Genomic DNA, 13,918 nt, shown 5'->3' with positions numbered 1-13,918 from the left:
CACCGGTTCTGATTCGACCGCTCCGTCCGGAGGACACCATGTCCCGTTCACGTACCCGAAAAACCCTGTCCCAGAATTTCCTCATCGATCCTCGCGTGGCCCGCATGCTCGTGGCCGAATCCGCCGTCACCTCCCGGGATCTGGTGCTCGAGGTCGGCCCCGGGGCCGGCATGCTCACCCGGCAGCTGCTGACGGTGAGCCGGCGCGTGCTGGCCTACGAGAAGGATCCGCACTATGCCGCCCGGTTGCGGCGGCACTACGCCGATGACGATCGAATACGCTGCTACCACCGTGATTTTCGCGAGGTGACCGCACCCGGTGAGCCGTTCTCGGTGGTCGCGAACATACCGTTCGCGATCGGCACGGATATCGTGCGGTGGTGCCTGGCGGCTCCCCGGCTGCGATCGGCCACACTGTTGACCCAATCGGAGTTCGCCCGCAAACACTCCGGTGACTACGGCCGCTGGTCGAAACTGTCGATCACGCACTGGCCCTGGACCGAGCCCTCGCTCGGGCCGTGGGTGAGCCGCACCGCCTTTCATCCGCGCCCCGCGGTGGACGCCGCCGTGCTGCGGCTGCGACGACGGCCGGAACCGCTACTGCCCCAGCGGTTTCGAACCGAGTATCAGCAGCTGGTGGAGCTCGGTTTCTCCGGAGTCGGCGGATCGCTGGCCGCGTCGCTGCGGCGGGCGCATCCGGCCGGGGCGGTCCGCGGAGCCTGTGCGGCGGCGGGGATCTCCCGTGACCTCACCGTCGGCCTGGTTCCGCCCGGGGCTTGGCTGCGAATCTTCGACCATCTGATTCCCGAGGCCGCGCACCGAGCGCGCACCGACCCGCGTCCCCCACCGCGGCGGGCCGCGCTAGGGTCACATCCGTGGCGAAGACAGAGTCGTTTCGGGCCTCACTGGACAAGCAACCCCATGAGGTCGCGTCCATGTTCGACGGGGTCGCGAAGCGGTACGACCTGACCAACACCGTGCTCACCGGCGGCCAGGACCGCTACTGGCGGTGGGCCACACGCCGGGCGCTGGCCCTGCGCCCGGGGGAACGAGTGCTGGATCTGGCGGCCGGAACCGGTGTCTCCACCGCCGAATTCGCGAAGTCCGGCGCCTGGTGCCTGGCTCTGGACTTCTCCAAGGGCATGTTGGAGGCGGGCCGGTTCCGGCGGCTCCCGATGGTCAACGGCGACGCCACGGCACTGCCGTTCGCCGACGACTCCTTCGATGCCGTCGCCATCTCCTACGGGCTGCGCAACGTATCGGACCCCGATCAGGCGCTGCGGGAGATGCTGCGGGTCACCAAGCCCGGCGGCCGCCTGGTGGTGGCGGAGTTCTCCACTCCGGTGTTCGGCCCGTTCCGCACGGTGTACATGGAATACCTGATGCGGGTGCTGCCCAAGGTCGCGCAGGGTGTGAGCAGCAACCCCGACGCCTACGTCTACCTGGCGGAGTCGATCCGGGCCTGGCCGAATCAGCGGCAATTGGCGATGCGGCTCACCGATGCCGGCTGGTCGTCGGTGAAATGGCGCAACCTGACCGGCGGCATCGTCGCCCTGCACCGCGGTTACAAACTGGGGTGAGTTAGCTCACCGCCCGGGCGGCGGCGGCGCAGGAAACCGCCTCCGACCGGGCAGGCCGCATAGTTCTCACCACACCCCATCGGCCCTGGTGAGGACTTTCGTCATCTGCCGATAACGTTGGGTAAATCCGTCGCAACGGGCACTCGCGATCATCGGAGATGTGTCGAGCGCCGCCGAGAGTTCACCGAGCACCGTGAGGACCGCGTGCTCGTACTGCGGTGTGGGCTGCGGAATCAGCGTGCGGACCGCCCGCGACGACTCCGGCGCACCGGTCATCGCCAAGGTGAGCGGGGACACATCGCATCCGGTGAACGCCGGGCGGCTGTGCACCAAGGGCGCCACCCACCTGGAGCTGATGCGGGCTCCCGGCCGTATGACCGCTCCCCTGCACCGCCCCCGGCGTGGCCAGGAGCCGGTGGCGTTGCCGGTGGAGCAGGCCGTGCGGGATGCGGCCGAGCGGCTGCGCGCGATCGCCGACGAGCACGGCCCCGACGCGATCGCGCTCTATGTCTCAGGGCAGATGTCGCTCGAGGCGCAATATCTGGCGAACAAGCTGGCCAAGGGTTATCTGCGCACGGTCCACATCGAATCCAATTCGCGATTGTGCATGGCGAGCGCGGGTACCGGCTACAAACAGTCGCTGGGTGCCGACGGGCCACCGGGATCCTACGACGATCTCGATCGCGCGGATCTGTTCTTCGTCATCGGCTCGAATATGGCCGATTGTCATCCGATTCTGTTCCTGCGCATGGCCGATCGGCTCAAGGCCGGGGCCAGACTGATCGTGGTGGACCCGCGTCGCACCGAAACCGCCGCCCGCGCAGATCTTTTCCTGCAGATCCGTCCCGGCACCGATCTGGCGCTGCTGAACGGACTGCTGCATCTGCTCGTCGAAAACGGTGATATCGACCAGGAGTTCATCGCCGCGCACACCGAGGGCTGGGCGGCGATGCCGGATTTCCTCGCCGACTATCCGCCCGCCCGCGTCGCCGAGATCACCGGACTGGCGGAGGACGATATTCGTACCGCCGCCGCCTGGATCGGCGCGGCCGGGGAATGGACGAGTCTGTGGACGATGGGCCTCAACCAGTCCACCCACGGCACCTGGAATACCAATGCCCTGTGCAATCTGCATCTGGCCACGGGCGCGATCTGCCGGCCGGGTAGCGGCCCGTTCTCGCTGACCGGCCAGCCGAATGCCATGGGCGGCCGGGAAATGGGCTACATGGGCCCGGGACTGCCCGGTCAGCGCAGCGCGCTGGTCGCCGACGATCGCCGCTTCGTCGAAACCGAATGGGGCCTGCCGGACGGATCCATTCGCGCCGAATCCGGACGGGGCACCATCGAGATGTTCCGGTCGCTGGCCGAGGGGACCATCAAGGCGTGCTGGATCATCTGCAGTAACCCGGTGGCCTCGGTCGCGAATCGTAAAACGGTCATCGCGGGCCTGGAAGCGGCGGAGCTGGTGATCACCCAGGACGTCTATCGCGATACCGCGACCAACGCCTACGCCGATCTGTTGTTACCCGCGACGCTGTGGGCCGAATCCGACGGCGTGATGGTCAATTCCGAGCGCGATGTGACGCTGCTGCGGCATTCGGTGGATCCGGTGGGCGAGGCCATGCCGGATTGGCAGTGGATCGCGCGGATCGCGACCGCCATGGGGTTCACCGGATTCGATTACGATTCCAGCGCCGAGATCTTCGACGAGATCCGTCGCTTCGCGAATCCGAAGACCGGATACGACCTGCGCGGAATGAGTTATGCCGCGCTGCGGGAAGGCCCGATGCAGTGGCCGTGCCCCGATCCGGCACAGCGGCGCAATCCGATTCGCTATCGCACCGACGAACTGGCCTTTCCCACGGCGAGCGGGCGGGCGGTGTTCTGGCCCCGGCCGCATATGGCGCCCGCGGAGATGCCCGACGACGACTATCCGTTCATCCTCAATACCGGTCGCGTCCAACATCAATGGCACACCATGACCAAAACCGGCCGGGTCGCCAAACTCAACAAACTCAACCCGGCGCCGTTTCTCGAGATTCATCCCGAGGATGCGCGACGGCTGGAGGTGCGGCCCGGGGATCAGATCGAAATCGCCTCTCGCCGGGGGCGAGCCGTCCTGCCGGCGCAGATCACCGATCGGGTGCGGCCGGGCGCGTGTTTCGCACCCTTCCACTGGAACGACGAGCAGGGGGAATACCTGACCATCAACGCCGTCACCAACGATGCCGTCGACGCGGATTCGCTACAGCCGGAGTTCAAGGCCGCCGCGGTGACCCTGCGCCGGGTCGCGCCGGTACCGCGACCCGAACCCGCCCCGGAGCCGGCGAACACTCCGGCCGAGGCCCCGCATCCGCTCGCGGCGATGCTCGGTCTCGATACCGGACCGGCACCCACGCTCAGTGAATCCGAACGGATCTATCTGGGCGGTTATCTGGCTGCCCTGCAATCACTTCCGGTGCGGGGCCAGCCGGTGCTGCCGGAGTCGGCGCCGCTGTCCGAACGCAGCCGCTGGTGGATCGACGGACTACTGGCCGGTATGTACTCCCGGGCCTCCGAGGACGCCGCGGCGGCCCCGGAGGCGGGTCCGGCGGGCCGGCCGGTCACCGTGTTGTGGGCCTCGCAGACCGGAACCGCGGAAGAGCTGGCTGCCGCGGTCGCGGCCGCCCTCGCCGAACACGGGCATACCCCCCGGCTGGTCGAGATGAACGCGTGTGAACCGGCCGAGCTGACCGGGGACATGCTGCTGATCACCAGTACCTTCGGCGACGGTGGCCCGCCCGACAACGCCGCCGATTTCTGGGACCGGCTGCGGGAGAGCGCGTCTCGCCACACCGGAGTGCGGTACGGGGTCTTCGCGCTGGGTGATTCCTCCTACGACGACTTCTGCGGCTACGGCCGCGCCCTCGATCGGCTGCTGTCCGAACGGGGTGCGACACGTCTGCTGGAGCGGGTGGACAGCGAACCCGATCACCACGAGCTGTCCGACGCGTGGACCGCGGCGGTGCTGGCCGCCCTGGGCGCCGAGGACACCGATCCGCCGAGCGGCGGCGGACCGACCCCCGCGGCAACCGCCGGAGTCGCGGTGCTCGACCGTACCGGCCTCCGTGTCGCGCCCGCGCCCGCGAAGACCACCCGATCGGCGCCGGCGCCGTTCACCCGTCAGGCTCCGGTGCTCGCCCCGCTGGTGCGCAACGAGCTGCTGTCCGGCGCGACCTCGCCGAAGGAGGTGCGGCAGTTCGGATTCGATCTGAGCGGACTGGAGGCCGGCTACGAGGTGGGCGACAGTCTGGGGGTGTGGCCGGCCAACAGTGCGACCGCGGTGCGGAACTGGCTGGGCGCCACCGGACTCGACGGCAGCCGGTCGGTCGACGTCGACGGGCGCGATGTGCCGCTGGAATCGGCGCTGCGCAGCCATTTCGATATCACCAAGATCAGCGGTGATCTGCTGACCTTCATCGCCGGCCACAATCCCAGCCAGCAGTTGGCGAAACTGCTGCGTCGCGACAATCGCAACGAGCTGGACCGGTATCTGTGGGATCGGCACGCGGTCGACGTGCTGCGCGATTTCCCGGTGCGCGCCGATCTGGTGGAATGGCTGTCGGTGCTGAAGAAGCTGCAACCGCGACAGTATTCGATCTCGTCGAGTCCGCTGGTGAGTCCGCACGAGGTGCAGCTCACCGTGGGAGTCGTGCGATACGGCGCGGCCGAGGATCCCCGGGGCGGGGTCTGTTCCACCTATCTCGCCGATCGCGACGAGTCCGGCGGTGTGCCGGTATTCCTGCAGCGCGCACCGCATTTCCGGCCGCCGCTGGATCCCGCCACCGCGATGATCATGGTCGGCCCCGGTACCGGGATCGCACCGTTTCGCGGATTCCTGCACGAACGTCGCGCGCTGGGCTGCCGCGGCCGCAACTGGCTGTTCTTCGGCGATCAGCACGCGCGGGACAATTTCTACTACCGGGCCGAACTCGAGGATATGTTCCGCTCCGGCTTCCTCACCCGCCTCGACCTCGCCTTCTCGCGCGATCAGCGTGAGCGGATCTACGTGCAGCACCGCATGATCGAGCACGGCGCCGAACTCTGGTCGTGGCTGCGCGACGGCGCCCACCTGTATGTCTGCGGTGACGCCGCGCGCATGGCCCGCGATGTGGACGACACCCTGCTCGCCATCGCCCGGATTCACGGCAAACTCGACGAGGACGCCGCACTGGCGTTCAAGAAGCAGCTCATCGCCGAGAAACGCTATGTGCGCGATGTGTATTGATCGCTATACCAGCGGCGGGTTGAGCCGCGCGAAATCGGGCAGCCGATAGTAGGGGTAGTACGGATAGGGCGGTGTCACGGCGCTGACCTTGTCCAGGCGAGCCCGCTGCGCGGCGTCGAGCTCCCACCCCACCGCGCCCAGGTTCTGCCGCAATTGCTCCTCGTTGCGGGCGCCGACAATGACGGTCGCGACCGTCGGACGCGACAGCAGCCAGTTCAGCGCGATCTGCGGCACTGATCTTCCGGTTTCCGCGGCGATCTCGTCGAGGACGTCGACCACGTCGTAGAGCAGCTCGTCGCGCACCGGCGGACCGGCCTCGGCCGTGCGGTGCAGGCGGCTGCCCTCCGGAAGTGGTTGCCCGCGCCGAATTCTGCCCGTCAATCTGCCCCAGCCCAGCGGACTCCACACCACCGCCCCGACACCCTGATCCCGGCCGAGGGGCATCAGTTCCCATTCGTAGTCGCGCCCGACCAGCGAGTAGTACACCTGATGCGCGATATAGCGGGGGTGACCTCCGTGATCGGCCGCGGCGAGCGATTTCATCAACTGCCAGCCCGCGAAGTTGGAGGCGCCGACATAGCGAATCTTCCCGGCCCGCACCAGATCTCCGAGCGCGGCCGATACCTCCTCGACCGGCGTCGCGGCATCGAAGGCGTGCAACTGGAACAGGTCGATGTAGTCGGTGCCGAGCCGGCGCAGGGCCGCTTCGACCGCGGTGATCAACCGGGCACGTCCGGAGCCGCTGTCGGCGGGTCCCGGCCCGGTGGGCAGTGACGCTTTGGTCGACAACAGGACCCGATCGCGGCGGCCTCGAATCGCCTGGCCCAGTACCTCTTCCGAGGCACCGTCGGAGTACACGTCCGCGGTGTCGAACATCGTGACGCCCGCGTCCAGCGCCACATCGACCATCCGGCGCGCCTGCTCGGCATCGGTATCGCCCCACGCGCCGAACAGTTCTCCGCGTCCACCGAAGGTGCCCGCGCCGAAGCTGAGGGCCGGTACGAGCAGCCCCGAGGCACCCAGTCGCCGATACTCCATGATCAAACCCCTAACGGAACTGAAGTTTCATTAACACCGCAGACGATACACTGAAGGAGTCACTAATGAAACTGGAGGACCATTATGAGTTCCGAAACGGTCGCGCCCGGTTCGGTGCGGCCGGGCGGCCGCACCGCCCGCGTCCGCGAATCGGTGTTGCGAGCGGCGGGTGATCTGCTCGCCGAACGCGGTTTCGCCACCCTCGATCTGGGCGAGGTGGCCGCACGGGCGGAGGTCGGCAAGACCACCGTGTACCGGCGCTGGCGCACCCCGGCCGGATTGGTGGCCGACCTGCTCACCGAAATGGCGGAAACCTCACTGCCGCACGCCGATACCGGAACCCTGCGCGGCGATCTGATCGCCAACGCCCGGCTGGTCGCCGCGACCCTCACCGATACGCGCCAGGGGCCGCTGTTCAAAGCGCTGATCGCCGCGGCGATCAGCGATCCGGAGACCGCCGCGGCGCTGCACCGGTTCTACGACGTCCGGCTCACCGAATGGGCGCCGTGCGTCACCACCGCCATCGCACGCGGTGAACTCACCCCCGAGACCGATACCCGCGCGGTCCTCTCCGCGGTCTCGGCGCCGCTGTACTACCGGTTCCTCGCCTCCGGCGACCCCATCGACGACGCGATCGCGGTGACGGCCGCCGAGGCCGCCGCGGCGAGCGCCGCGGCCGGACTGTTGACCCGGTAGCGGGGAGCCCCCCAGACCTCGGGGCCGCCGGCGACCTCAGGGACGCCAGCCGGGATCGCGCCCCGTCAATCCGAGCAGCCGAGCCCAGTCCGGCGCGTCGGCGGGCACCTCGACCACGGGTCCGAACAGGCCCGGAACGCCCTCGCGCGGCGTATCGCGGAACTGTTCGAGCAGCACCGCCACATCGGCGTCGGCCGGGCGGTAGTCCTGTCCGGTGGCGCGGGCCAGATCCCAGCTGTGCACCACCACCTCGTCGAGGGCGAATCCCGCGATCGCGGCCGCGGGTGCGGTGACGCCGCCGACCTCGGTATCGCCCTCCCAGGCCGCCGGATCACGCCAGGCCTCGGTCAGGGCCTTCAACTGGGTGCCGATCAGTTCACTCCAGCCGTCGGGCAGCGCGCCCTCCGGGGCGGGCCGCGGCGGAGCCGAGTGGCCGACCCCCTCCTTGGTGGCGCCCTGCCGGAACGCCTCGGTGAAGTCGATCGCGTGGAACAGCAGATCGCGCACGGTCATATCCGGGCACGGAGTGGCCGCGGCCAGGTCCTCCGCACCGATACCGGCGATCACCCCGGCCATCGCATCGGTCGCGGACTCCAGATCGAATCGCGGTGTCGCCATGTGTTCCTCCTCCGAACGCGGCCTGACCGGACGCAGGCATCCACCCATGCCGACGAGGCGAACCCGCGAAAATCATCGGTGCCCCACCCACCGGCCGGGGTTGCCAGCCGGAGGCGGTCGGGGCATCCTCGACAGTGCCGGATCGGCAGATCCGGCAGGGCGGACCCTCAGCCGAAGGGAGCAGCCGATGACCGATCACACCGCCGCGAACGCCTCCGAGGACGCCGTTCCGGAGGCCGATCAACTGGATCAGAATCTCGATGTGGCACCGGAGGAATCCGAGCTGGAGCCCGCTGTCCGCACCGCCGACCGCGAGGCGGCCGAGGCGGATCTGCTCGAACAGTCCATCCCCGTACCGCTCGACGACGAGTACGAGGAGCCGGGTTCCGGCTACTGATCGATACCGGCCCGCACCGCGGCGTGCAGTTCGCGCAGGCTGGAACGCTCGGTCGCGACCTCCAGCACCCGGATCCCGTGTGCGTGCCCGGTCAGTTCCGCCGCCAGCTCGGCGGGATCGACCTGCCGGTGCGGAATCCGATAGGCGGCGCACAACGCGGCCAGGTCCATCCCGTGCGGCGTGCCGAAGACGCGCTCGAAGACGCCGGCGTACTGCGGATCGCCCTGTTCGAGTAGTTCGAAGATGCCGCCACCGTCGTCGTTGGCGACCACGATGGTCAGGTCCAGCGGGCGCGGCTCACCCGGCCCGATCAGCAGGCCCGACGCGTCGTGCAGGAAGGTCAGATCACCGATCAGCGCGAACGTCCGGCCGGGATGGCTCAGCGCCGCGCCGACGGCGGTGGACACCGTGCCGTCGATACCGGCGACACCGCGATTGGACAGCACCTTGATACCGGGTCGCGGATGGGAGACCAGTGCCGCGTCGCGCACCGGATTCGAGGCGCCGAGCAGCAGTTGATCACCGTCGCGCAGCGCGTCCATCACCACCGAGGCCACATGCAGACCGGTCGGCTTGGGGTGGCGGGCCAATTCGGTGCGCACCACGCCGCAGGCCGCGGCATCCAGGTCGCGGCAGCGTTGCAGCCACTCCGGACGCGGCGCGCCCGCGGTGACCGCCCGGGTGCCGGTGCCGACCACATTGCCGGAGACATCGGGCCAGCGCGGTCCGGTGGTCAGCGCGAAGACCGTGACATCCGGATCGGCCAGCACCTTCGACACCTGGCGATGCAGCGTCGGACGGCCGGTGATGATGGCCTGCTTCGGCTTCAGCAGCGGCAACACCAGGGGATGCAGCGCCGGCCCCGGCATCGCCGCGGTGGGCTCGGCCACCGTCGGCAGCTGCGCCAGTTCGGCGCGATAGCCGGTACCGTGCCCGGAGATGACGACGGTGTCGGGTGTCAGGTCGATATCGAGCGGCACGTCCAGGGTCGCGTACTGGGTCTCGGTCCACGGCGCGTCGCCGGCACGGCCGCCCGGAATCGGTTCCCCCACCGCGGCGTCGGGCACCAGCGGCTCACGCAGCGGAATATCGAAATGCACCGGTCCGGCATTGCCCGAGCGGGTGCCGCGCGCCGCGGCCAGGACGCGGCAGACCGCCGCTCGCCACACGCTGTTCTGGCTACGGTAGTCCGCTTCCTCCTCGGCCAGTCCCAGGCTGATCGCGGCCCGCACCTGACTACCGAACAGGCCGAACTGCTCCACGGTCTGGTTGGCGCCACTGCCCAGCATCTCGTAGGGGCGATTGGCGCTGAGCACGATCAGGGGCTGGCGGGCGTAGTTGGCCTCCAGCACGGCGGGCCCGAGATTGGCGACGGCGGTACCGGAGGTCATCACCACCGGCACGGGAGCGCCGGTGGAGATCGCCATGCCGATCGCGAGGAAGCCCGCGGTGCGCTCGTCGATCCGCATGTGCAGTCGCAGCCGCCCGGCGGCATCGGCCGCCTGCAGCGCGAAGGCCAGGGGCGCGTTGCGCGAGCCCGGGCACAGCACGACATCGCGCACACCCCCGCGCACCAGCTCGTCCACTACGACCTGGGCCTGTGCTGTCGACGGATTCACACCCTCAGACTGTCAGACCTCCGGGCCGAATGGCACGTCGGCCCGCTCACACCCGGCTCCGCTACTTAGGTTTTGCTAACCTAAGACGATGGCGAAGCGCACCAAGTACGTCAAGCCCGAGAAGCGGCGGATCCGCACCGCCGAGGTGCTGGCGAGCAAACGAATCAGCCCGAACTTCGTCCGGGTCACCGTGGGCGGCGCGGAACTCGGCGATTTCACCCCGATGGGTTTCGACCAGTGGTTCCGGCTGTTCCTGCCGCGCGACGGGGAATTGCAACTGCCCTCGGCCGCGAGCAATCTCTGGTACGCCCAGTGGCTGATGATGGGGAAAGAACACCGGCCGGTGGTGCGCAACTACACCGTGCGTGAATTCCGCCCGGCCGGCCAGGGCGAATTCGGCGAAACCGCCGAGCTGGACATCGACTTCGCCATGCACGGCGAGGACACGCCGGCCTGCGACTGGGCGGTGAACGCCACCCCCGGTACAGCGGTCGGCCTGCTCGACGAGGGCGTCATGTACCGAGCACCGCAACGCAATTCGTGGGCACTGCTGGCCGGCGACGAGAGCGCATTGCCGGCGATCGCGGGCATTCTGCGGTCGGCGCCACGCGAGCTACAGGGTGCGGTCTATGTGGAGATCACCCATCCCGACGACGCCCAGGAACTGGGTGAACCGGAAGGGGTACAGGTGAATTGGCTGGTCCGCGACGAGCCGGGGGCCGAGGTCGGCAGCCTCGCGCTGGATGCCGTGCGGACCGCCGAGATCGCCGCGAGCGGGGTGCACGCGTTCCTGGCCGGCGAGCAGAAGCTGGCGTCGGGACTGCGGCGGCACCTCGTCGAACGCGGTATCGCCAAGGCGGACATCACCTTCACGGGGTACTGGCGGTTCGGAAAATCCGCACCGGGCTGACCGGCGCGGCGACCCCCGTCGTCCGATACCCGGGATCACATCCCATCCGGATATCGGACGACGAGGTCACACAAGAGCAACTCAGCCGGCGTGCCGCTGGACCAGCTCGCCGAGCCGCGGGAGCGCCTCGGTCACATGCTTTTTCGCCGACGAACGCAGCGAGGAGTACGCCTTCTTCAGCGCGGGACGCGAAGAAGCCTCGGCACGAGCGTCGGTCACCGCGAGCAGCGACTCGGCAACCTCGTCGGAGTTGGCGACCAGCAGGTCGGCGAACGAACCGTTACCCGACGCCTGGTACTGGGCCCAGTAGGGCTCCAGCTGCTCGACGAACTTCGGCGCGAACGACTCCAGCGCGTCCGAGACGATGGTCGGGCTGACCTTCTTCACCGCGGCGTAGCCGCCCTTCACGGCCAGGCCCGACGCGCCCCCCTTATCGGACACCTCCGCATCCAGGACTTCCTGGGCATCGGCCAGGAAGGCCGGGCGTTTGGCGTCATCGAGCAGGGATTCAGACAGTGCTGCAACCACTTTCAGGTTCCTCCGGATAGTTTTTCGATGAGCGAGCGCAGGCAACTATACGCACCGGACGCAGCGGACACACTGTCCTCACCTGTCACGGCTGCCAAGGCAGCAACTGCACCATGAGCCCTTCACAATCCGCGAGCAACGTTTCGGATTCATCGCGCAGGCGCGCGGAGACGAAAGTTTTGCGTCCTTCCACCCGATCGACGGTGCCCTCGACCACCAGCGGCGTCTCCAGCGGAGTCACCTTTCGGTAGTTGACGTGCAGGAATGCCGTACGGCTGATGGGACGCCCGGCGTAGTGCACCAGGGAGCCGAACAGATCGTCGAACAGCAGCGGCAGCACGCCCCCGTGCACGGCGTTGTTGCCGCCGAGGTGATACCGGCGGAATTCGCCGTGCATCCGGACGCCGGTCGGCCCGGCCTCGGTGACGAGCCAGGGCGGCATGAGCAGACTGCCCCGGCCCGGCAGCGACGGCACCCGGCCCGCGGGACCCTGCAATTCCGGTGCGCGGTAGGGCTCGAGGAGATCGATCAGCGCGCGGGCCTGATCGAGTGCCGCACCGAACACTTCGTCGGGGCAGTCGGCGGAGACGGTCAGATCCTGCAGGGTGCGCATCGCCTCGAGGAACGGCGCGAAGTTCGCACCCGGCTCGGCCTCGACGACCTTCGGGAAGCCACCGTGCTTGTCGTACCGATCGCCGTCGATCGCACTGGTGTCGATCACCGGTTCCACTCGCTCGCTCATCCTTGCACGGTAACCCCAGTTCTTACACCGTCCAACCCGACTCGTCGGTAGCGCGCCGATACCGGGCGGAAGCGGACGAACATCACATCCTCGGCGATCGGCGGCGGCGCGGGCGCGATACCGGTGACAGGCGGGGTGCATGATGGCTCGGGTGACGTTCAATCCGAAACTCTGGGAGCCCGTCGCGGGTTTCGAGGACCTGACCGACATCACCTACCACCGGCACATCGAGCAAGGCACGGTACGTGTGGCGTTCGATCGCCCGGAGGTGCGCAACGCCTTCCGGCCGCATACGGTCGACGAGCTCTACCGCGCGCTCGAGCACGCGCGCACGAGCCCCGATGTGGGCGCGGTGCTGCTCACCGGAAACGGCCCCAGCCCCAAGGACGGCGGGTGGGCGTTCTGTTCGGGCGGCGACCAGCGCATCCGCGGGCGCAGCGGCTATCAGTACGCCGACGGGGAGACCGCCGAATCGGTCGACCGGGCCCGGGCCGGGCGGCTGCACATTCTCGAGGTGCAGCGGCTGATCCGGTTCATGCCCAAGGTGGTCATCGCACTGGTGAACGGCTGGGCCGCGGGCGGCGGACACAGTCTGCACGTGGTCTGCGATCTGACCCTGGCCAGCCGCGAGCACGCCCGATTCAAGCAGACCGACGCCGATGTCGGCAGCTTCGACGGCGGCTACGGCAGCGCCTACCTGGCGAAGATGGTGGGCCAGAAGTTCGCCCGGGAGATCTTCTTCCTCGGCCGCACCTACACCGCCGAGCAGATGCACCACATGGGCGCGGTGAACGCGGTCGTCGACCACGACCGGCTCGAGGACGAGGCCCTGGAATGGACCGCGGACATCCTCGGCAAATCCCCGCAGGCACAGCGCATGCTCAAGTACGCGTTCAACCTCACCGACGACGGCCTGGTCGGCCAGCAGTTGTTCGCCGGGGAGGCCACCCGCCTGGCCTATATGACCGACGAGGCCATCGAGGGACGCGACTCGTTCCTGGAGAAGCGCGCACCCGACTGGTCCCCCTACCCGTACTACTTCTGATTCGCCGCGTAGGCGGGGCGCCCCGCCTACGCTCACACTGTGGACATCCTCAGCAGCCGGATCATTCTGCGCCCGGTGAATTACGAACGCACACTGGCGTTCTACCGGGATGCGCTGGAGTTGGCGATCGCCCGGGAGTACCCCGGCGGAACGGTGTTCTTCGCCGGGCAATCGCTGCTCGAAGTGGCGGCGCACGGGCGCGCCGCGGATGCGCCGAGCGGATTCGCGGGCGCTGTGTGGTTGCAGGTGCGCGATGCCGGGATCGCGGCCACCGAGCTGGCTCTGCGCGGCGTGCCGATCGATCGCGCGCCCGTGCGCGAGCCGTGGGGACTGATCGAGATGTGGCTGAAGGATCCCGACGGGGTGCCTGTCGTCCTGGTGGAAGTGCCCGCCGAACATCCGCTGCGGCGTGACAGCCGCAGGCCGGCGGACTGATCGCCCGATCCACGCGAACCGCCCGAAGCCGCCTTACCATCCCG

14 protein-coding genes are annotated in these 13,918 nt (G+C 68.6%); 8 read left to right on the top strand and 6 right to left on the bottom strand.

Annotated features, from left to right (window positions below):
* The first annotated feature begins 38 nt into the window (after positions 1-38).
* Both erm and LKD76_RS04060 read left to right on the top strand, forming a co-directional pair.
* Positions 39-968: a 23S ribosomal RNA methyltransferase Erm gene (gene erm, locus LKD76_RS04065; protein ID WP_227979581.1), complete on the top strand. Its 930-nt coding sequence runs from the start codon at positions 39-41 to the stop codon at positions 966-968.
* Entirely contained in the window at positions 935-1,579 is a 645-nt protein-coding gene (locus LKD76_RS04060; protein ID WP_255659634.1) for a demethylmenaquinone methyltransferase, read from the top strand. The genes erm and LKD76_RS04060 overlap by 34 nt, the downstream gene beginning before the upstream one ends.
* Positions 1,580-1,645: 66 nt before the next feature.
* Here LKD76_RS04060 and LKD76_RS04055 read toward each other — a convergent pair whose 3' ends face one another.
* Positions 1,646-1,876, bottom strand: coding sequence for a hypothetical protein (locus LKD76_RS04055; protein WP_227985500.1), 231 nt, complete (start codon positions 1,874-1,876; stop codon positions 1,646-1,648).
* Here LKD76_RS04055 and LKD76_RS04050 point away from each other — a divergent pair.
* Positions 1,773-5,846 carry a bifunctional nitrate reductase/sulfite reductase flavoprotein subunit alpha gene (locus LKD76_RS04050; protein ID WP_227985088.1) on the top strand — a complete coding sequence of 1,358 codons (4,074 nt, stop codon included), beginning with the start codon at positions 1,773-1,775 and terminating at the stop codon, positions 5,844-5,846. The two genes, LKD76_RS04055 and LKD76_RS04050, sit on opposite strands and share 104 nt — an antisense overlap.
* Before the next feature lie 3 nt (positions 5,847-5,849).
* Here the strand turns inward: LKD76_RS04050 and LKD76_RS04045 are convergent, their stop codons facing one another.
* Positions 5,850-6,884 (bottom strand): aldo/keto reductase, encoded by a 1,035-nt coding sequence (locus tag LKD76_RS04045; RefSeq protein ID WP_227979579.1) that lies wholly within the window; start codon positions 6,882-6,884, stop codon positions 5,850-5,852.
* 84 nt (positions 6,885-6,968) lie between these two features.
* Between LKD76_RS04045 and LKD76_RS04040 the strand changes: the two genes are divergently transcribed.
* Complete coding sequence (locus LKD76_RS04040; RefSeq protein WP_227979578.1) at positions 6,969-7,580, top strand: TetR/AcrR family transcriptional regulator; 612 nt, start codon at positions 6,969-6,971, stop codon at positions 7,578-7,580.
* Between the two features lie 36 nt (positions 7,581-7,616).
* Here LKD76_RS04040 and LKD76_RS04035 read toward each other — a convergent pair whose 3' ends face one another.
* A complete protein-coding gene (locus tag LKD76_RS04035; protein WP_227979577.1) occupies positions 7,617-8,198 on the bottom strand; it encodes a TIGR03086 family metal-binding protein in 582 nt (193 codons plus the stop codon).
* A gap of 187 nt (positions 8,199-8,385) precedes the next feature.
* Here LKD76_RS04035 and LKD76_RS04030 point away from each other — a divergent pair, with 187 nt between their 5' ends.
* Positions 8,386-8,595: an Rv3202a family protein gene (locus LKD76_RS04030; RefSeq protein ID WP_227979576.1), complete on the top strand. Its 210-nt coding sequence runs from the start codon at positions 8,386-8,388 to the stop codon at positions 8,593-8,595.
* Here LKD76_RS04030 and menD read toward each other — a convergent pair.
* Positions 8,589-10,214 carry a 2-succinyl-5-enolpyruvyl-6-hydroxy-3-cyclohexene-1-carboxylic-acid synthase gene (gene menD / locus LKD76_RS04025; protein WP_227979575.1) on the bottom strand — a complete coding sequence of 542 codons (1,626 nt, stop codon included), beginning with the start codon at positions 10,212-10,214 and terminating at the stop codon, positions 8,589-8,591. The two genes, LKD76_RS04030 and menD, sit on opposite strands and share 7 nt — an antisense overlap.
* A gap of 88 nt (positions 10,215-10,302) precedes the next feature.
* Here menD and LKD76_RS04020 point away from each other — a divergent pair, with 88 nt between their 5' ends.
* Entirely contained in the window at positions 10,303-11,124 is an 822-nt protein-coding gene (locus LKD76_RS04020; RefSeq protein WP_227979574.1) for a siderophore-interacting protein, read from the top strand.
* 81 nt (positions 11,125-11,205) lie between these two features.
* Here LKD76_RS04020 and LKD76_RS04015 read toward each other — a convergent pair whose 3' ends face one another.
* Both LKD76_RS04015 and LKD76_RS04010 read right to left on the bottom strand, forming a co-directional pair.
* Positions 11,206-11,652: a DUF6918 family protein gene (locus LKD76_RS04015; RefSeq protein ID WP_227979573.1), complete on the bottom strand. Its 447-nt coding sequence runs from the start codon at positions 11,650-11,652 to the stop codon at positions 11,206-11,208.
* A gap of 85 nt (positions 11,653-11,737) precedes the next feature.
* Positions 11,738-12,394: a PaaI family thioesterase gene (locus LKD76_RS04010; protein ID WP_227979572.1), complete on the bottom strand. Its 657-nt coding sequence runs from the start codon at positions 12,392-12,394 to the stop codon at positions 11,738-11,740.
* A gap of 142 nt (positions 12,395-12,536) precedes the next feature.
* On the opposite strand from LKD76_RS04010, the gene LKD76_RS04005 reads away from it, so the two are divergent.
* Complete coding sequence (locus tag LKD76_RS04005; protein WP_227985087.1) at positions 12,537-13,439, top strand: 1,4-dihydroxy-2-naphthoyl-CoA synthase; 903 nt, start codon at positions 12,537-12,539, stop codon at positions 13,437-13,439.
* Positions 13,440-13,478: 39 nt separating this feature from the next.
* Positions 13,479-13,874 carry a VOC family protein gene (locus LKD76_RS04000; protein ID WP_227979571.1) on the top strand — a complete coding sequence of 132 codons (396 nt, stop codon included), beginning with the start codon at positions 13,479-13,481 and terminating at the stop codon, positions 13,872-13,874.
* Positions 13,875-13,918: the final 44 nt, after the last annotated feature.

This window comes from Nocardia spumae, assembly GCF_020733635.1.
GTDB lineage: Bacteria > Actinomycetota > Actinomycetes > Mycobacteriales > Mycobacteriaceae > Nocardia > Nocardia spumae.
The sequence above is the reverse complement of the archived record's forward strand: the minus strand, read 5'-3'. Positions and strand labels throughout refer to the sequence as shown.